The sequence below is a fragment of the Dysgonomonas gadei ATCC BAA-286 genome (genome assembly GCF_000213555.1).
Classification (GTDB): Bacteria; Bacteroidota; Bacteroidia; order Bacteroidales; family Dysgonomonadaceae; genus Dysgonomonas; species Dysgonomonas gadei.
In genome coordinates this window covers 135,092-155,815 of sequence record NZ_GL891983.1, presented here as the reverse complement: position 1 = coordinate 155,815, position 20,724 = coordinate 135,092, and the positions used below count along the sequence as shown (strand labels likewise).

13 protein-coding genes are annotated in these 20,724 nt (G+C 39.9%); 7 read left to right on the top strand and 6 right to left on the bottom strand.

Translation table 11 applies throughout. The annotated features are described in order from the left end of the window. Positions 1-390: 390 nt before the first annotated feature. Together HMPREF9455_RS10705 and HMPREF9455_RS10700 are read right to left on the bottom strand one after the other, a co-directional pair. Positions 391-2,685, bottom strand: a complete 2,295-nt coding sequence (locus HMPREF9455_RS10705; RefSeq protein WP_006799704.1) for a GH92 family glycosyl hydrolase — start codon at positions 2,683-2,685, stop codon at positions 391-393. 31 nt (positions 2,686-2,716) lie between these two features. Next, a complete protein-coding gene (locus tag HMPREF9455_RS10700; RefSeq protein WP_006799703.1) occupies positions 2,717-4,984 on the bottom strand; it encodes a GH92 family glycosyl hydrolase in 2,268 nt (755 codons plus the stop codon). 372 nt (positions 4,985-5,356) lie between these two features. On the opposite strand from HMPREF9455_RS10700, the gene HMPREF9455_RS10695 reads away from it, so the two are divergent. Next, on the top strand, positions 5,357-7,936 hold the full coding sequence (locus HMPREF9455_RS10695) for a kelch repeat-containing protein (protein WP_006799702.1): 2,580 nt from the start codon (positions 5,357-5,359) through the stop codon (positions 7,934-7,936). A 56-nt stretch (positions 7,937-7,992) separates the two neighbouring features. Here the strand turns inward: HMPREF9455_RS10695 and metG are convergent, their stop codons facing one another. Then, complete coding sequence (gene metG, locus HMPREF9455_RS10690; protein WP_395858104.1) at positions 7,993-10,062, bottom strand: methionine--tRNA ligase; 2,070 nt, start codon at positions 10,060-10,062, stop codon at positions 7,993-7,995. Positions 10,063-10,273: 211 nt separating this feature from the next. Here metG and eco point away from each other — a divergent pair, with 211 nt between their 5' ends. After that, entirely contained in the window at positions 10,274-10,768 is a 495-nt protein-coding gene (gene eco, locus HMPREF9455_RS10685; protein ID WP_006799700.1) for a serine protease inhibitor ecotin, read from the top strand. 56 nt (positions 10,769-10,824) lie between these two features. On the opposite strand, the gene HMPREF9455_RS10680 is transcribed toward eco, so the two are convergent. The 3 genes from HMPREF9455_RS10680 to HMPREF9455_RS10670 form a co-directional block, all read right to left on the bottom strand. Then, positions 10,825-11,655: a LytR/AlgR family response regulator transcription factor gene (locus tag HMPREF9455_RS10680; protein WP_006799699.1), complete on the bottom strand. Its 831-nt coding sequence runs from the start codon at positions 11,653-11,655 to the stop codon at positions 10,825-10,827. Between the two features lie 103 nt (positions 11,656-11,758). Beyond that, on the bottom strand, positions 11,759-12,556 hold the full coding sequence (locus HMPREF9455_RS10675) for a LiaF transmembrane domain-containing protein (RefSeq protein ID WP_006799698.1): 798 nt from the start codon (positions 12,554-12,556) through the stop codon (positions 11,759-11,761). A gap of 117 nt (positions 12,557-12,673) precedes the next feature. Continuing rightward, positions 12,674-14,428 (bottom strand): LIC_10190 family membrane protein, encoded by a 1,755-nt coding sequence (locus HMPREF9455_RS10670; protein ID WP_148401882.1) that lies wholly within the window; start codon positions 14,426-14,428, stop codon positions 12,674-12,676. A gap of 1,142 nt (positions 14,429-15,570) precedes the next feature. On the opposite strand from HMPREF9455_RS10670, the gene HMPREF9455_RS10655 reads away from it, so the two are divergent. The 5 genes from HMPREF9455_RS10655 to HMPREF9455_RS10635 all read left to right on the top strand — a co-directional run bounded on the left by HMPREF9455_RS10655 (position 15,571) and on the right by HMPREF9455_RS10635 (position 20,721). Further along, the gene (locus HMPREF9455_RS10655) at positions 15,571-16,281 is read left to right on the top strand and encodes a helix-turn-helix domain-containing protein (RefSeq protein ID WP_006799696.1); all 711 of its coding nucleotides are present in this window, start codon (positions 15,571-15,573) and stop codon (positions 16,279-16,281) included. A gap of 521 nt (positions 16,282-16,802) precedes the next feature. Continuing rightward, positions 16,803-18,074 carry a serine--tRNA ligase gene (gene serS, locus HMPREF9455_RS10650; RefSeq protein WP_006799695.1) on the top strand — a complete coding sequence of 424 codons (1,272 nt, stop codon included), beginning with the start codon at positions 16,803-16,805 and terminating at the stop codon, positions 18,072-18,074. A 99-nt stretch (positions 18,075-18,173) separates the two neighbouring features. Then, positions 18,174-18,698, top strand: coding sequence for an SPOR domain-containing protein (locus HMPREF9455_RS10645; RefSeq protein WP_006799694.1), 525 nt, complete (start codon positions 18,174-18,176; stop codon positions 18,696-18,698). 305 nt (positions 18,699-19,003) lie between these two features. After that, complete coding sequence (locus tag HMPREF9455_RS10640) at positions 19,004-19,939, top strand: SPOR domain-containing protein (RefSeq protein WP_006799693.1); 936 nt, start codon at positions 19,004-19,006, stop codon at positions 19,937-19,939. Positions 19,940-19,962: 23 nt separating this feature from the next. Then, positions 19,963-20,721 carry an MBL fold metallo-hydrolase gene (locus tag HMPREF9455_RS10635; protein ID WP_006799692.1) on the top strand — a complete coding sequence of 253 codons (759 nt, stop codon included), beginning with the start codon at positions 19,963-19,965 and terminating at the stop codon, positions 20,719-20,721. Positions 20,722-20,724: the final 3 nt, after the last annotated feature.

Genomic DNA, 20,724 nt, shown 5'->3' with positions numbered 1-20,724 from the left:
TCTCTCTCTCTCTCTCTCTCTCTCTCTCTCTCTCTCTCTCTCTCTCTCTCTCTCTCTAGTAAAATACAGCTAACCGCCAAATTTTCAGTCGAAAAAATGCCTTTCATTGTTATTGTATTTTGTATAATATAGAGCATATATATGAGGATAAATTAAGGGTCAATTCTTTGTCAATTTCAATCTTTTATATAATTGATTTTTTTTAGGTTTCTTTCGCATTTAAGAGGAAAGATTGCATGCAATATTAATTAATATTAAAATATCTTCTACTATCCGCTTTACCAAAAGAAGTCTATAATTCGGCCAATGGCGTATATATATACTTCTTTGGTAATTTAGGATACCTGGGTATCAGGGTTGTTTTTGATTAATACAGAAATTTATTTTTTATTATTTCTCATTAGAGAATGAATATGGATAATCAGCAGCATTTATACCTCTTGTTATATTAGGGGTAGTAGCCATTTTATAATTGATATTCGCTCCCTTCAGTAAGGTATCGTGAGTCAGGTAGTTTTTACTATGAACTTTTCCATTGACAGTCATAGATGATATATACCTGTTAGATTTACTGTTATTATCTGCTTTAATGACTACTTTTTTACCATTCTCCAGATTCAGGGTGACTGACCTGAATAATGGCGATCCCAGTATATACTCATCAGAGCCCGGACATACGGGATAGAAACCAAGTGCAGAGAAGACATACCAAGCCGATGTTTGTCCGTTATCTTCATCGCCGCAGTATCCATCAGGATTAGGGTTGTAGAGTTTATCCATTATTTCACGAGCCCAATATTGAGCCTTCCATGGTTCGCCGGAATAGTTGTATAGATAAACCATATGTTGTATCGGCTGGTTTCCATGCGCATATTGTCCCATGTCCATCACCTGCATTTCACGCATTTCGTGGATCATGCCGCGGCTTTCCATCCCTTTGCTTCCAGGTACTATGAATACAGAATCCATCATTGTATTGAATTCTTTTTTTCCTCCCATCAGGTCTATCAGACCTTGCGGATCGTGGAATACGCAGAAACTCCAATGCCAGCTGTTACCTTCACAGAATGCACGACTCCAGTCTTCGGCTACAAACGTTTTATCGAATTCACCGTTCTCATTACGGCCGGTCATCAGTTTGAACTTCGGATTGTAGAGATTCTTGTAGTTCATGGCACGCTCTTTATATATGCTTGTTTCACTTTCGGGTTTGCCCAATGCTTTACCCAATCTGTAGATAGTCCAGTCGTCATATGCATATTCCAATGTACGGGCTGCGCTTTGTCCTATTCTGACATCGTCCGGCACATAACCCAGTTTGTTGTAATATTCATATCCCAGGCGGCCTGAAGCCGAAACTTTAGGATGTACATTGTTTGCTCCGTTTTTCAGAGCTTCCCATAGTGTTTCTATCTCATAACCTCTTAATCCTTTCAGGTATGCATCGGCAACAACAGAAGCTGAGTTGTTCCCCACCATAATATTGCGATGGCCCGGACTGGCCCATTCAGGCAAGAACCCGCTTTCCTTGTATGCGTTTACCAGACCTTCCTGCATTTTTTCGTTCATTGACGGATACACCAGGTTCAGGAATGGGAACAGGCATCGGAATGTATCCCAAAAACCAGTATCGGTAAACATATATCCCGGAAGAACTTCGCCATTATAAGGGCTATAGTGAACAACTTCTCCTTTGGCGTCTATCTCATAGAAACTGCGAGGGAATAGCACCGAACGGTAAAAACAGGAATAGAATGTACGGAGGTTGTCTATGTTATCGTCTGTCACTTCTATTCGCCCTAATGTCTCATTCCAAACCTTACGGCCTTTGTCGGCTATCTGATCGAAACTGTCACTGCCGAGTTCTTTGAGGTTCAGTTCGGCTTGTTCGGGGCTTATAAATGATGATGCCACACGTGCGTGAACAGTTTCACCTCTCTTAGTGGCAAAGCCGATAATAGCGCCTGTATGGTTTTCTTTGGCTTCAAGTTCGTTCTTACGGATTTCACTGTCTCCTACAGTTGCCTGATAGGTAAACGGCTTGTCGAAAACAACGACAAAGTAGTTCTTGAAATTATCGGGTACCCCGCCGCTGTTGCGCGTTGTGTAACCTACGATTTTGTTCTGTTCCGGAATGATTTTCACATAAGATCCCCGGTCGAAAGCATCGATAATAACATAGGAATTATCTTTTTCGGGAAAAGTGAAACGGAATATTGCCGCGCGATCGGTTGGCGTTATTTCGGTTGTTATATCCGAATCGGCAAGATATACTTTATAATAATAAGGTTTTGCTACTTCCGATTTGTGCGAGAACCAGCTGGCCCGCTTGTCCTGATTGAAAACAGGTTTGTCTACAATCGGCATGATGGAAAATTGTCCGTAGTCGTTCATCCATGGGCTGGGTTGGTGTGTTTGCTTGAATCCCCTGATTTTGTCGGCAGTATATACATACGACCATCCATTCCCCATTTCCCCGGTCTGAGGCATCCAGAAATTCATTCCCCACGGACGAGCTATTGCCGGATATGTGTTACCTGTCGATAGTTCAAATTTAGATAATGTCCCTGTCAGGATGCTTACATAGTCTACCGGTTCTGTTTTTATTTGCGCAAAAGAGATAATTGCAAATAAAAAGAATATACCCGAAGCGGTTGCTTTCTTAATCGTGTTTTTAATATTCATAGTCGTATGATGGTATAGTGATTGAGTTTTATTATTTATTCATACTGAACGATGGGGGTACAGCGTTATCGTCTGAAGCCCATTTTTTATTCGGATGTTTTCCCATAACCACTTCGAGTTTTCCTCCGCGCATCAGTTCTTCATGCGAAAACCAGGATTTATTCCAATCTTTACCATTCAACTTTGCTGATTGGATGTATTTATTTTCGGGAGAGTAGTTAATTGCCACGACTTCAAATGATTTGCCGTTGCCGATGTCCAGTTTCGCGCTCTCGAAAGTAGGACTTCCTATTACATACATCGGTAATCCGGGGGTGACGGGGTAAAATCCGATCTGGGAAAATACGACAAATGCAGTGAGGCCGCCCCCGTCTTCATCGCCGGGAATACCCATCACATCGTTTCTGAACCATTGATTAAGTAGTGTGTGTACACGCTTTTGAGTACGCCAGGGCTGTCCTGCATAATTGTATAAATACGGAATGTGCATTGCAGGTTCGTTCCCCATCGAGAATTGTCCGACATTACCGCTATGATCGGCATAAATATGATAAAAATCGGGTTTCCCCTTCCCCAGAGGGGTACTGTACATATCTTCAAGCTCTTTTACAAAGGCTTCTTTTCCACCGAGCATGTTCACTAAATCAGCAATATTGTGCGGCACGTCCCAGCGATATACATATCCGGTATTTTCATCATAAGCATCGCGTCCGCCAATACCCGGAGGAAAGCGGTAATCAAGGTCTTCCATAAATTTGCCTGATGCGTCTTTAGGATGGAAAAACTTGGTCTCTGGATTAAATACCTTATGGTAGTTTAGGCTACGTTTTGAAAAATAATCGGCTTCATCATTCTTCCCTAATTGTTTTGCAATTAACGACAGGCACCATTCATCGTAGACTGTTCCTAGAGTGACGGCGATAGGCTGGCGTCTTTCCCATCCGTGAACTTCCGGAGCTGTTTCCTTTTCCCCCTTTGCCAGAGAAGGAAAGTATCCGTGTTCTTTGTAGAAACGGTCTAATACTCCGGCTGGCTTGGACGACCAGGGAGCCAGCGTTTTTTCGGTGATTGCCGCTTTGCTCACATTGTATGCCTCTTCAAGATCGAATCCTCTCAGTCCCTTTATGTAGGCATCGGCGACCATAGCTGCCCCGTGATTCGAATTCATACGGCGGCTGTCGCCCGTCACTTCGGGAAAGTTTGGCATCCACGGATCTTTCATCTGGCGGGTCATTACTATGTATGAGTTAACCATATCATTTTCCATCTCAGGCTCGATAATAATGCGCAACGGATGAGTAGCACGGTAAGTGTCCCAGATCCAGTCGTCGGTATAGAATGGACGCCCTTCGTCATTGTGGACTTTTCCATCATAGGCACTGAAGTAATTTCCGTCTTCCGAAATACAGATCATACGTTCGTAAGTACGGTAAAGAGAGGTGTAGAAAACTGTTTTGGCGTTTTCATCGATACCGGAAACCTGTATCTTTCCCAGTGTTGAATTCCAGATGTCGCGGCCTTTTTGCGCTATGTTTTCCAGATTATAGTCTTTTATTTCACGCCTTAGATTATTTTTAGCCTGTTCGGTATTTATAAATGAGACTCCGTAACGCACTTTTATTTGTTTGGTCCCGGCAGGATATTTCATCACATAAAAAGCGTTCCGGCCTTGTGTGGTTTTTTCGTTGCTATTTATAGTATTTCCTTTGTGAGTTCCAACTTCTGAAGGTTGTATGTCAGTTTCGAAGTAGATGTATACTTTTGTATTGTTGCTAAGATTCTGATATCCGTATACTGTATTTTTATCCGAATTGAGTTCCCCGTTCCGGGTATTGAGGATCAGATAAGCGGATTGATTACTATTTTCGAAATCGATGTAATAGATTCCTGCCTGATGCGACGGTGCATATTGGGCATGTATATTATAATCGTCGAGGTCGACACTGTAATAATATGGTTTTATGATTTCGTTGTCGTATCCGAAGTTGATTGTACTTTTTATATCTTCTACCGCTCCCTGATACGGGCTCAGATTAAAGGCAGAGCTTCCCCTATGGCTTGTGACGATCAGGGGAAGTCCTGCAATAGTATTGCCTGTATAATTCTCGCGTTCGGGATATACCCTGAGCATACTATTAGGTAAATGCACAGTCGGATAGGTTGGCACCAAAAGGTGACTTATGTTACCGATGTACGGATTTACATAGTCGACAGGCTGACTTTTGTTCTGGGCATTTATATTGTTTGTTAGTAAAAACAGTAAAATTAAGGTATAAGAGACGAATATACTTTTCTTCATATTTTGTAGGAATGTTATATTCAAATAATGGCCTATTCGATTTTAGGGTTAAAAAAATTGCTGAAAATGTTTGTACAAACATATGTCTATACTATTAACCGGGGTATTAATTAATTATTAATTGGCGCGAAAAGGAACACTTTTGTCTTGTCTGTATACCTCTAAGCTATCCGTTAAAGTATACAATAAGGTAAGTCATTGATGCTGGCGTGAAGTGTAATTGTGCTGAGGTATAGATTGTTAGGTTCTACTTAGCTGAAGAGAGCTTTTTAGTGGGTTTGTTTTCAATGAATAATTAAAATTTTGTATCTGATTATGAATAACTAATTTTATATAATTTTGTACTATGTGCGATACCTTAAAAGAAATAAGATGAAAATTACCATACTTTTTGTTTTTATTTTTTGTCCTTTCCTTACTATTATCTCACAATCCAAAGATATGGATAAAAGCTTTTCATATGGATTGAACTTTAAGTCTCATGAGGTAAATAAAGACGACAGGACTTCTCTTGATTTACTTCCCGATGGATTTTTAAAACTCTCAAAAGGATATACACTCGAATTTGATCTTAAACTTACCAACAGTAATCATACATACGGATATATATTCAGAATTATTGCAAATGATACTACAAGTCTGGATATGACGTCTTATCTGGGAAATAATCGCATCAATTTCATACTTAACGGCATACATAATACAAAAGCCTCATCGGAATATAAATACGAGCGCAAACAACTGGAAGGCAAATGGGTGAAAGTAAAGATAGAGGTTCGTGCAGGCTCAGTGACATTTTCCATAGATGGAGAAGAAATATTGATTGATACACCGGATAATTCATTGGGAATATCTACGATCGAAAAGATATACTTTGGGGCTAACAGGCATAAGTTTTTCTATACATCTGATGTTCCTCCTATGTCGGTAAAAAATATAGAAATCAAAGATGATAAAGGAAAAATTGTCCGTAGGTGGGATATGGGCAGGCATAATGTGGCTGCAGTATATGATGATACCAATGGATACAGGGCCACAGTATCGAATGGCATTTGGGAAATAGACCGGCATACAAACTGGAATAAGGAAATGAGTTTGATTACCAGGAATATTTATCCCCAGATTGCAACGGATTCTATTAATAACAGAGTATTTGTAGCTACAAATGATAGCTTATATATAATGCATCTGAAAAATAAGTCGGTACAACGTATAAAGGTCGGTGGAGGAAGACCTTTTCAGGGGGCATCCAGTTATCTTATTTATGACTATATAGCGGATAGGTTGGTCTCATACAGTATAAGCCATCCCGAACCGATGTTGTATAACTTTGATACGAACATGTGGTCGGGCAGCCCGTCGGATATGTCTTTGTATGTTCAGCACCACAACAGGTTTATATATCCGGATACAAACCAATTGGTGGTATTTGGCGGTTATGGACTGTATAGGTATAGCGCCGCTTTATCAACCTATGATTTGAACACAGGGCAGTGGGAAACAAATGATCTTATAGACCAACTAAGCCCCCGCTATTTGTCTTCGATGGGGTATCTGGGAGATGGACAGATCCTGATTTTTGGCGGATATGGGAGTAAGACCGGATTGCAGGAGGCTTCATCGTATAACCTTTATGATCTTCATTTGGTGGATACTAAGGCTAAAACCAGTAAGGAGCTGGGGACACTTGAGGGAATGCCGGAACCTTATGTTTTTGGTAATTCGATGATAATCGATGTGGGGGAGAATAAGTTTTATACTCTTGCTAACAGAAGCGATGTTTATAAATCCTCCATACGCCTGATGGAAGTGAATATGAATGACTTTTCTTACCGGTTCCTGTCCGATTCCATACCATACAATTTTCAGGATACCGAGTCTTTTTGCGATATGTTCAGGTATAAGAATTCCGCGATATATGCGGTTATATTACAAAGGACAGAAAGGGGTGCATTTGAAACCGGTATATATTCATTGCTTTATCCGCCATTATCACAAACTGATATTCTGCAGGTACCCGGTGCAAGGAATATATTCGGTAATTCTCCGGTAACTTATATAATTATAGGACTGTTAGTTATTATAATTCTTTTGGTAATTTATCTGTTAAGAAGGAATGGAACGGAGAGAACAGGATCGTCCTCTGTTGTGGATGATAAAGCGTTCGTTTCTGCCCCTGTATTGCCTCAGGTACCCCATGTACATAAAGAAAAGAAACGCTCAAAAATATCGTTACTGGGTGGCTTTCAAATTTTCGATAGGGGAGGGAATGATATAACAGGCTTCTTCACTCCGGTAATCAGGCAGATGTTTTTAATGTGCTTGCTTGAATATATTGCTACGGGAAAAGGGGTGACATCTGAGCGTTTGGATGAGGAGTTTTGGTTTGATATGGATAAAAATAAGGCTACTAATAACCGGAATGTGAATATCCGTAAACTGCGTCTCCTTTTGCAGGAAATCGGAGATGTCAGTATTCAGAAAGATAATAGCTACTGGCATGTAGAGATAGGTAAAGATACTACATGCGATTATGTGGCTGTAATGCATCTGCTACATGAGGTATCATCCGGCGATGGAGTAATAGATAAAGCTGTGATAGAAAAGATTATTGGAATTGCATCAGCTGGTTTGTTGTTGCCGAATATAGATAAGAGGTGGGTCGATAGATATCAGTCCGGTTATTCGGATCTGCTTATCACTACCTTACTGAAAGCGGCAAAAACAATAGAAATAAAAGATGATTTCCGCTTATTGGTAAAGTTGGCCGATGTAATACTTATTCATGATAGTATAGACGAAGATTCTGTGCAGATCAAATGCCGGAGTTTATATAAGTTAGGGCAAAAAGGTTTATCAAAACAATGCTATGATAAATTTTGTCTGGATTATAAGAATATCCTGAATGAAGAACCACAACTCAAATATGACTCTATTATCCTTTCGGAATAGAAAATGCCGATATCCCATTCTACATTGGCATACCGGCACATTATCTCATTAAATTATTATCCTATCTGGCTACCCGGAGTTACGTCTTTAGGCGGCTGTATCAATGATAGTGTTCCATCACTGTCTTCCACAGACAACAACATTCCCTGCGACTCCACGCCTTTCAGCTTGCGTGGTTCCAGGTTAGCCACAAAGCATACCTGTTTGCCTACAAGGTCTTCGGGTTTGTACCATGCTGCGATACCCGATATGATTGTACGTTTGCCCATTCCGTCGTCTATAAGGAATTGGAGCAGTTTATCAGCTTTCGGCACTTTTATGCATTCCAATACTTTGCCTACACGAAGGTCGAGTTTTGCAAAATCATCGAATGCTATATTTGCTTTCTGAGGGGCAACCTTTATCTCCACTGCCTGTTCATTGGCTTTCTTCGTGTCAAGTAACTTTTGTATTTGTTTTTCGATCGTTTCATCCTCTATCTTGGCAAATAACAGTTCCGAAGGGTTTAGCTGATGGCCAGCCGGCAATAGATCTATTCTGCCCAGTTGTTCCCATGTCAGATTATCTTTATTGATAAACTGCCGGATTTTCTGTACACTGAATGGTAGGAATGGTTCGAATGCAATAGACAAATTCGCTGTCAGCTGCAATGAAATATTCATAATGGTTTCCACGCTTGCCATATCTGTTTTAGCCACTTTCCACGGTTCGGTATCAGCCAGATACTTATTCCCTATACGGGCCAGGTTCATAGCTTCTTTCAGCGCGTCGCGGAAGCGGAATGTTTCGAGATACGACTCCACTACTTCTTTTACGTCGGCAAACTCTTTCAGGGTTTCTTTATCGTAGTCGGTCAACTCGTGTATCTGCGGGACTTTGTTGTCGAAATATTTTTGAGTAAGTACCAGCGCACGGTTGATGAAGTTTCCGAGTATGGCGACCAATTCGTTGTTGTTACGGGCTTGGAAGTCTTTCCACGTAAAGTCATTATCCTTAGTTTCAGGAGCATTTGCCGTAAGCACATAGCGCAGAATATCTTGCTGTCCCGGAAAATCTTCGAGGTATTCATGCAGCCATACAGCCCAGTTACGGGATGTGGATATTTTATCTCCTTCGAGATTCAGGAATTCATTTGCCGGAACGTTTTCAGGCAAAATAAACGAACCCTCTGCTTTGAGCATAGCAGGGAATACGATGCAATGGAATACGATATTGTCTTTACCGATGAAGTGAAGCAATTTTGTGTCTTCCGATTTCCACCATTTCTCCCAGCTGTCAGGCAATAATTCTTTTGTATTCGATATATAGCCGATAGGTGCATCGAACCATACATAAAGCACTTTTCCCTTGGCATCCGGCAGAGGAATAGGTACCCCCCAGTCGAGGTCCCGGCTTACGGCACGGGGTTGTAATCCCATATCCAGCCATGATTTGCATTGTCCGTATACATTCGATTTCCATTCCTTATGGTCTTCGAGTATCCACTGGCGAAGCCATGACTCGTGTTTATCGAGAGGCAGATACCAGTGTTTTGTTTCGCGCATTACAGGCGTTGAACCGGAAATTGTGGAACGGGGGTTTTTCAGGTCGGTAGGGCTTAAAGATGTTCCGCACGATTCGCACTGGTCTCCGTATGCGTTCGGATTGCCGCAATGCGGACATTCACCCATTATATAGCGGTCGGCAAGGAACATTTGCGCCTCTTCGTCGAAATATTGTTCGCTTGTCTTTTCTTCAAAATCTCCGTTTTGATATAGTTTGAGGAAAAAGTCAGAAGCCGTTTGCTTATGTATCTCCGAACTTGTACGTGAATAGATATCGAAAGATATGCCGAAGTCTTCAAACGACTTTTTGATTATGGCGTGATATTTATCTACGATATCCTGTGGCGTCACACCTTCTTTCTTGGCGCGTATGGTAATAGGTACGCCATGTTCGTCAGAACCTCCGATGTGTATTACTTCCTGGCCTTTCAGCCTGAGGTAACGCACATAAATGTCGGCAGGGATATAAACGCCTGCCAGATGTCCGATATGGACAGGCCCGTTGGCATAGGGGAGGGCCGATGTAACGAGGGTTCTTTTGAATTTCTTAGTCATATAGTATATTGTTTTATATTTTTTCAGAATATCAGGATGCAAAGATAGAAACTAAAAAGGAAAAGATATTTTTTTTATAAATTAATTCGTTTCTATTTTCCATGTTAAGAAGATTATATAAACAAATCGGACTGTCCGGGCGTTAACTAACCGGATATATGGATGCAGCTTTTTAACATTTTATTCATCTATATAGTATAAGTGATTAAATATAGGTATTAATTAAAAATAAGGAAAAATGAAGAACTTAACAAAAACAATGCTGACACTACTTTCGGCTGTAGTATTATTATCATTCACAACTTCAATGAATGCACAGGATAAAAAAATAGATTTAGATAAAGAACTGGCTGCCTTCCCTAAAGCAGAGGGTGATATGGTCAGGCATGTAATAGAGTTGAAAAAGAAGTCTGACGAATCTTTATACAAAGTAGAAATAATTCCGGGAAAAGTGATGAGCGTAGACTGTAATCATCACTCGCTTATGGGTAAACTGGAGGAAAAAGACCTGCAAGGTTGGGGATATACTTATTATGAGTTTACTTCCGACGGGCAAACCCGTTCTACAATGATGGCTTGTAACAAACCGAACGAAAACAGGTTTGTGAGCGGTCAGACTCTTATCGTAAGATACAACAGCAAATTACCGATTGTAGTATACGCGCCAAAGGGTTATGAGGTGAAATACAGGATATGGAAAGCTGATAAAGAAAAAAGTTCGGTAGAGAAGTAAGTGTTTCAATATAAAAGAAAGAGCCTGAATCTGTGTTGATTCAGGCTCTTTTATTTTTACAAACCCAGCGTCTTTTTCAAAGACTTATACCCACTCAGGCTTATGCGTACCTGTCCTCCGTTTTTCAGTTTCAGTAACTGGCTTTGCTTGTCATAGAGCTCTATCTGCGATATAAACTCTATATTGACTATGCTGGAACGGTGTACCCTTACAAATTTATCTTGTGGCAAACCGCTTTCGAACGATTTCATGGTTTGCTCCTTCAGGAATTTCCCTTTTGTAGAGTGTATCATTACATAATCGCCTTCGGCCTGTAGGTGTATGATTTCGGATACCAGCACTACATCTATCTTTTGCCCGTTTTTTACGGCGATACGTTCCAGTGTTTCATTATTTTCAGTTTCAATCACAGGCTCTTGTATATTGCCTGGGAGTTCCTTGTCTTCTTTCTCTTCCCCAATCGGTATCCCGGCAACTTTTTCCTCCGATGGGTACAATCGTGTAAATGTTGCTATTGTAAGACTGTATACGAGTAATGCCAGCACTACGCGGATAGGAACCATGTGTAGCAGGGCCGTCCATTCACCTTCGGGGAATACCATGTATAGAACCAGAAACTCGATACAGAGCCAGCAAGCTACAAAGAGGATGGCCAATGCGCTGTAATTGATAAGTTGTTGCCTTACCGGAAACGATGAAATATGACTGTATTGAGCTATATTCCTCAATAATAGGAGCAATACCGAAAGAATAATCCCCGATATGGCTGAATCTGTAGTCAACACAGATTCTGATACATCCACCAGCGATTTCATACATATGTATAAAATAATGGCTGCTGACAATGCTATGAGAATATGTATGTAAACCAGTTTGCGGTTTTCCATTTCACAGAGTATTAAGTGAAAGAAAGTATTTGATGCAACATTGTTTAATAGTAACCGCCTATTACTGTTGCAGATACAAAAGTAAATAAATAGGTATGAGACCTTAGTTTCTTATTTCACCGCTTCCGAACATGGCACTCCCTTTGATTACCAGACGTGGCATACCGGTTTCTCTTATTTTTTCACTGAAATGGTATCTTTTATCTTCGAAAGAACCCAGCAAGGAGTTGCTTTTTAATTCTACAGCCCAGTCGGATGGAATATAGATGACAATACTGCCGAACATCACATTGGCTTCGAGTACGCCCGCGAATTCGCTAAGATTTGCCCGGCGCAAGTCTATAATCAGTTCTCCGAACATCACATTGGCTTCTCCTCCTTTAAAATTCTGAGAGAGGACGATTTGCTCAGATCCGCCAAACATCAGGTTCTTGTCAATATAGTCGGCACTGTTTTGTTCTGCCGGATTGAAGTGATCATTTGTAGACTCATATTTGTATTCTTTTCGATGGCTCTTTTTCGCAGAGGGGAATGAGCGGCTTATTACTAAAAGAATACCGCCGGCAATAAGCAGGACCGGCCAGTATGTTTTGATATCTATATCGAACCGCACAAAATATTCGGGAAATACATTGCACAGAACAGGGTAAATAAAAAAAGTACCGACAGCCAGAAGAACGAAACCTCCCACATATTGTCTTTTCAGTAACGTCCATATACCTAATACAATCAGAAGCATTTGCCATGATATCAGTATCCGTTTGTATTCTGTAGGTATAATGCCCAAATTGAGGAACAGGTACACTCCTCCAAAAAGAATTAAAAAGAGGGCAAATCCGATACCATTACCATTGCTATTTCCTCTTTTAAACAGGTGTTTATCTTTAAAGTTTCTTTCCATAAGAATGCGTTTTATTAGTTTCTGATGTAAAAGTACATTTGTTGAAGTTAACAGGCAATGATAAATCGACAAACAAATACTATTTCCCGACGAGCGAGGAATAAATAACTGCAAATATTATTTCAGCTGTTTCACTCTGAATCCATTCTGCAAGCTGTTTCCCCTGGCTTCCACTGTTTTTATATCCTGCATTTTCCATTCTTCGGCAATGGCCGCATCTCCTGTACACGGAAATATGCCAAAGCAAGAACCGGTCCTTTGAGTGGTTATATAGATCGTGATGCTATCGTTGATTTTATAGGGGATTATTTCGAAGGTCAGGTTATGCGATGTCTTTTCAAACAGGGCTGAATCCTCCATTTTATATTCTGCCGGATAAGGGCGATAAAGCATTACCAAAACATAATCCTTTATATTTCTTTCTTTTAAAGCGTGGTAATACTGACTGCCGGCTTTGGCGAAAGATATGAAAATGAGCATGGTAAAACCTGCAATAATAATGTTTCCCGTTTTTGCCCCCATTCTTTTATTGTCTTTCAGTATCAAGGAAATGGCAAAAAACAGCATGGCGAATATTACTCCCGCGCAAAACCTGAAATCGCGAGCCGTCAAAAGCCAATATATCATATTTATACTTAATACAACGAAAATGAAATACATATATGCAGGGGTGTTTCCTTTCTTTCGGATATACCAAAAGCCTGTAATAAAGACAGCGATAACCGACAGGAAGAAATAAGTTGTCCATGACAGGAAAAAAGTAGAGAACGTAAGGTTTTCCAGATAATGGGGTATAGCATAGCCGAAACCTCCGTTGCCGATTTCACTGATGTATTCACGTTGTTTGATAAGGACATATTGCGGCACTTTCCAGTCGAAGGAAAACAAATCTATTTCTCCTAACGGATACACCAGATAGCCTGTAATGATTACATTCCGTATGAGCCAAAGTACGATGACAGCCATAGCACTGAGACACGGAAATAGCATTTCTTTATATTTCTTTTCTTTGGCCAGTTGGTAAATTACATACAAGCTAATCAGGCAGAGCGGAGCGAAGAGTAGTTTATACGTTACCAGACTGATGATAACAAATATATACAACAACGGCTTTTTTCTCAGATTGTCCGGATATAATATCAGGCTCGATATAAGATAGAAGACGGCCAGATTAGGAATTGTATCGGTAGAAGTATCTGCAATGCCTTCTTTCGAAAAATAAAATAAGAGAAAGTATAAAACGAGCAGAATCAGGCGCTTAATTTCGAATCGGCTATTTATTGTTTCATATAATATCCATATGGCCAGTAGTATAGCCAATGCGCTCTGTAAACCATAAACAGGTTGCCCGAACAGGAAACGTAATGTAAATATGGAGCTAATCAACAGATAATTGGAGTTGAATCCCAATCTGTCTTCGAAATTCCCCAATCCGGGAATAACGGCAAAATCTTCATTCCACCGGATATTTTGGTAATGGTAATAATTGGGGTCGAAACTGAGGAAGGACGAATAGAGGCACAGGATGCAGAACGAAAACAAAGCCAGAGCTATAATGAATAACCGGATAATAGAAAGTCCCTGTATCTTTTTTAGAACGCCATTAACCGTTTTTTGCAAGTGCTTTTTCCTGAAAACCCAATATATAATCAATAAACCTAAAAACGTAAATAATACAAATTGATTAGACGGGATAAATAGCGACGATAATGATAAGGGAATGAGAATGGCGCACATCCCGATAAGGAAGCGGTCAGTCAAAGAATAATTTGATTTACTTCGGCATAAGGCTTGATATAAGTATATGAAAAAGTCCCCTGTGGAAAACAGGACGAATAAAATAATAAGCCAGGATACGAGTATTGCAATCATTATTTAGCCGGAATCGTTAAGGCTACAAACCTATTTGTTACTTTGAAAAGTAAAAACGGAAAGTCGCCCTTATTTTTCATAGTAGGCAAATATATAAAATATTTATTGATGTATTGTCGGCCGTATAGGGCAAAAAATAGTAAAGCTATAACTACGCAATATATGGACACGCGACGTCTGTGCGAGCAGGGGATTCCGTTTGCCCTAATTTAGAATGCCATGTTATTTATTATACGTTACTAAATTATTTTATATACTTTTGATACATGGTTTATTTTCCTATTGTTATATTTTATATCTTCTTTGGAATAGGTGCTGGGATCCGTTATTTATACTTCCGATTAATAGGGAAGAGAAGGAAATATGAGACCATTATAGCTCCTAATCTCCAAAGTCTTTGGAATTTTCTGTTATCTTTTCTTATTATAGCGGTAATCTTATTTTTGGTATATCAATGCAGTGTTCGTACAATAAAAAGGGACGATGTGCCAATAGAAGTTTTGATGAACAAAAAATATTAAATCCATTTTTCCATCCACCTACGCGCTGCTTCCGCGCGATTGCATCGCGTGGTAATACCGCCACCTATTTACAACAGCAAAACTGATGAAATATATATCATCCGGATTTTTGAATTTATAATTACGACTCATACTATCTGTCATTTTCTTTTTACTTATATATTACCACGCGATACAATCGCGCGGCAGCAGGGGAAAAAAATTATATTACTTCGTATAGAAATCGCTTTAATATATTAAGTTGGTAAAGAATATTTTCTTTGGTTGTTTTCATTTTGTCATTGACACTTCTATCATATTGGCAGAGATCATGTTTTGAATCATATATATATATCTGTATATGAAATCCTATGTCCCCACCAATTTCAACTGCTATATTGCAATCAACAAACTCTATATTCCAATATGGACCATATGAATTACTCGATTTAAGATGAAATTTGGGTAATTCTTTTAAAAAGAATTGTTTTGTTATGTATATCCATTCATTTTCTACCATATTGTGTTCCATAAATTCATCTGCTCACCTGCTCGCACGGGACATCCGCGCGAACTTCAAATTTATCAAAAAAACTTTATCTATATAAGAAACTAATTATTAAACATTAATATTTAAGCCTTATGAAGTATAAAGAAAAAATCGCAACAGAGATTATCCGGATGATAGAGCAGGACTTATGCAGCATATCAGAAATCTGCAAATCATTTAAAATCAGCCGTAAGACATTTTATGAATGGAAAAAAGAAAAGCCCGAATTTAAAGAAGCAGTGGAAGAAGCCATCGACCACCGCGAAGATGTGATGATAGCCTCGGCTCGTATAGGTCTGAAACAACTGCTCGAGGGATACGTGCAGAAAAAAGAGAAGATCACCTATGTCCCCGACAAAAACGATCCTGTAAACGATGTGGAGAAATGCCGCGTAGTGGAAAAGAAATTCTGCCCGCCAAGTATCCGCGCTATAAAGTATGTACTCGACCGAGAAGAAAGGAAGAAAGATAAAGACCGGTTACTGGCATCGGAACGCCGTCCGCTGGTGATTGAAGTGCAAGACGAGGAAACCAGGCGTCAACTGATGATATTACAGGAGAACGGCTTCCGTCCGGGCGGCTCGCTTAATGCGGAGGTAGTGGCGGCTGTGGATAGGAAACTGGAAGAAGAACTAAAAGTGAAAAGTGAAAAATTAAAAGTGAAAAATGGGCAAGAGCAGGCAGAGCAAGGGCAAGTTATGGAACAGCCGCCTGTTGCTCAACCATCCGCCGCTCCGGTAGAGAAACCCAAGGTGAATCTTTATCCGTTTCTGCCTCCGGGATATACATCGAGAACGGATTGAGGAAGGGGGAAAGTAGTAAGTAATGAGTAGTAAGTTGAAAGTTATATGAGATACGAGTAGACGAGATACAAGTTATTAACTGCTTATTGTTTGCTGATACATGTGTTACCTTTGTTACTTTTTGGGAAAACTGTAGGGGCGGAATATCTTCCGCCCGAAATAGAAAAAGGTCTGCGGGCGGAAAATATTCCGCCCCTACAAAAGAATGCAAAAACTGTAACCTTTGTTACCTTTTCAATCAGTTGAAAGTTGACAATGGACAGTTGACAGTGGTCGATAAAATAAAGAGTTTCTAATTATTAATTCTTAATTATTAATTGCTTTCTGTGTTACTTTTGTTACCTTTTACTTTCTATGGTCTTCTCTTTTGGGATTAAGGGCTGTTAACAGGAAATATGTCTGATAAAAAGAATCTGAAACAATGGGCGGGACTTAAAATATTTTTAACTTTGTAACTCGAATATTGTTATTAAACATACGGAAATAATAAAATAGGTCTGTGACCTGAAAAAACAGATAGAATGTTGACGCTGAAAACCATTAGTGAGAATCCGGAGCTGGTTATTAAAAAGCTGGCTAAGAAACATTTCGACGGAAAAGAAATAATAGAGAAAGTACTGGATATAGACCAGACCAGAAAGAAAACGCAAACAACACTTGACGCAAGCCTCGCCGAATCCAATAACTTATCCAAACATATCGGGCAACTGATGAAGGAAGGGAAAAAAACTGAAGCCGAAGCCGCAAAAAACAGGGTGTCGGAATTGAAAGGCGAAAATAAAATACTAGAGGATGCTTTGCGTCAGGCCGAACAGGATTTGCAGGATTTATTGGTACTTATACCCAATCTTCCCGCCGATGAGGTACCCGAAGGGCGCACACCTGAAGATAATGTAGTGGAACGTACTGGGGGTGTCATTCCCGATTTGGGGGAAGATGCCCTTCCTCACTGGGATCTGGCGAAGAAGTATGATTTGATAGATTTCGAACTTGGTGTAAAGATATCGGGGGCAGGTTTTCCTGTTTATAAAGGAAAAGGAGCGCGCCTGCAACGTGCATTGATTAATTATTTTCTGGATAAGGCTCGCGAAGCCGGATATCTCGAAGTACAGCCTCCGTATGTGGTAAATGCCGCGTCTGGCTACGGTACAGGCCAGTTGCCGGACAAAGAAGGTCAGATGTATCACGCTACTGTAGATGATTTATATTTGATACCGACGGCAGAAGTTCCGGTAACAAATATTTATCGTGATGTAATTTTGGAAGAGAAGGATTTTCCTGTGATGAACACTGCATATTCGGCTTGTTTTCGTCGTGAAGCAGGTTCATATGGAAAAGACGTAAGAGGACTGAATCGTTTACATCAGTTCGATAAGGTGGAGATTGTGCGTATCGATAAACCGGAACATTCTTATCAATCGCTGAAAGAAATGGTTGCTCATGTTCAGTCATTGGTAGAAGAGTTGGGCTTGCCTTGGCGTATTCTTCGTCTGTGTGGCGGAGATATGAGTTTTACTTCAGCTCTTACATTCGACTTCGAAGTATTCTCTGCGGCACAACAACGATGGCTGGAAGTAAGTTCTGTATCTAATTTCGAAAGCTATCAGGCCAACCGTTTGAAATGCCGTTACCGTGACGCCGATAAAAAAATACAGTTGGTGCATACTCTGAACGGAAGTGCTTTGGCTTTGCCGCGTATAGTTGCCGCTTTATTGGAAAATAATCAAACGCCCGAAGGTATTCGTATACCGGACGCATTGGTACCGTATACCGGTTTTGAATTTATTAATTAAAGTGAAAAAGGAACTATTTGAGTCAAGAAACTGTTATTTTAAATAGTTAATGTATTATTTTTGTGCTAATTGTTAAAACTAAGATAATTATAAAAAGTTATGAATAAAAAATTAATTGGAATCGGATTGGCTATTGCCTTTGTTATAGGTTTTGGTTCATGTAAGCCAAAGCAGAGTGCCTATAAATCGGTATACGAGGCAGCTAAAGAAAGGGATGTGGAAGATAATACAACATCGGCTGCTGTTTCTAAACCGGCAGAAACCACGCCAACATATACTGCGAGTACGAATGAATCTGTACGAAAAGAGAAAGTTACTCCGGTATATGAAAGCGATGCAGCAGGGTTGAAAGCATATAGTGTTGTAGTTGCTGCTATGGCAATGAAGCCCGGAGCAGAATCATTGAAAGAAAGATTCGGAAACGATGGTTACAATATTATTCTGGCTCGTAACGAACAGGGTATGTACCGTGTGATTATTGCAAGTTACGATTCTAAAGAGCAAGCTGTAGCAAAGAAAAATGAAATTTTAGCAAAATATGCGGAATTGGGAGAACCTTCGACATTGAAAGCTAAATATGGTATCCCATTCAATGACTGGTGGATACTTCAGAGAGAATACTAATTCAACAGATAAATAGTATAAGGCAGGGGGAGCAATTAATGTTTTCCCTGTTTTTTTGTTATCTTGTTCAAAAAAAATTATCTATATGTGAGGGGTTAAGAGAAACCCTTTCAGAACTCCTGAAATTGTTATGTAATTGTGAATAATCAAAAGTTTAAAGAAGCGGTTAATCTTACCAAGTTAAAAGTGGTGTAGTTTTGTAACTTTCTTTGTATAAGAATATTGTTTCCTTTTGTTTTTTTCTATCTTTGCATATCAAACAGCAATAAAGACTTACTATTTCATTCGCAAAACACATAGATTTTATGAAAATATCGGTACACACAACTTTACTTTTAGCTTTTATCTTTCTTGCTTTACCATGCAAATCCCAGAAAAATCAAGATAAAAAATATAAAAGTTTTTATCGTTCAGTGAATAAAGCACATGGAGAAATGCCGGTGCAAACCAGCCGGGTTGCAGACCCGGATATTATAATCGAAAAAATTACAGTAGCCGAGTTAGACTCTGTGATGAAAAATCTGGCAGGAGTAACGGATATCATGCAGGGCGGAAAATCGTTATTGCATCCGGTTGTTACATTGGAATTGGATCCTCATTCTTCAGCTTCTCAGGCTCTATTTGGCTGTGTTGAAACTTTAGACAGGGTTCCTGAAGTTGGGAAAGGCTCTCCGGAACCGAAAATTCAGAGTTTCCCGATGGTGAAGAAAACCCGGATGGTTGCCACAGTTACACCTCCTCCTGCGAAAAAGACTACAGAACCCGCGCGTGCGACTATAACGCCGTCGGGTACGACAACTGCTCCCGTAGCTGCAGCATCGAAAGCTGCCACAACTGCTCCGAAAACAGAAACGGCAACACCAGCATCAAAACCATCGACATCATTTCGTGCGTTCAATGATTCAGACTGGAAGCTGTTCCGTTCTGTGGATGTGAAATTGGTAGATGAGGCAGATAACGGATATATGAAGAAGTATGCTATTGTGCTGGGGACTTTCAAGAGCCTGAACAATGCTGAATTCATTAAGCGGACATTTAATGGATTAGGAGAACGTTCTACTGTAGCGAAGAGTAATCAGGGAATATATTATGCCTTGTTAGGTAGTTATGATTCTGAGACAGATGCTATTCAAAAACTGGAAGAAGTAACAAAAAAATATACAGAAGGAGTTTCAAAGACAAGGCGTATAAGCCGTTTTGGAATACCTCTCGACGATTTATGGATTTTGATACTTAAATAAGCGAATTAGAATAAATTGAAAGAATGAGGATTAAATTCTTGGGGACAGGGACGTCTACAGGAGTACCTGAAATAGGATGTCGATGCGAGGTATGTACCTCCGATAATATAAAAGACAGACGCTTACGAGCGTCTGTCTTGGTGAGTATAGATGACACAAGATTGTTGATTGATTGTGGCCCTGATTTCAGAGAGCAGATTATACATGAGGAATTTGCTGCTATCGATGGAGTATTGCTTACGCATGAGCACTACGACCATGTTGGAGGATTAGATGATTTGCGGCCGTTTTGCAAATTTGCAGATGTTGATATTTACGCCAATGATATTACATTAGATGCTCTAAGGAAGCGTACTCCTTATTTTTTTCTGGAACATAAGTATCCGGGGGTTCCTGCATTATTGTTACATGAAGTAGATAAGGATAGATCTTTTATAATCAAGAATGTGGAGGTGCAGCCTATCGGTGTTATGCATTATAAACTCCCTATTCTGGGTTATCGTATCGGTAAATTTGCATATCTCACCGATGTGAAATTTATTCCGGAAGAAGAGTATTCCAAATTGGAGGGCGTGGATATATTGGTCATAAATGCATTACGCATGGGAGAACATATATCACATCTGAGCCTGTCGCAAGCATTGGAGGAAATTGAGAAGATAGCACCTAAGAGGGCTTACCTTATCCACATGTCGCATGGCATAGGTTTACATGATGTGGTGCAGCGAACTCTGCCTGAGAATGTATTCTTATCCTATGACGGGCTGGAGGTATTTATATAGTGA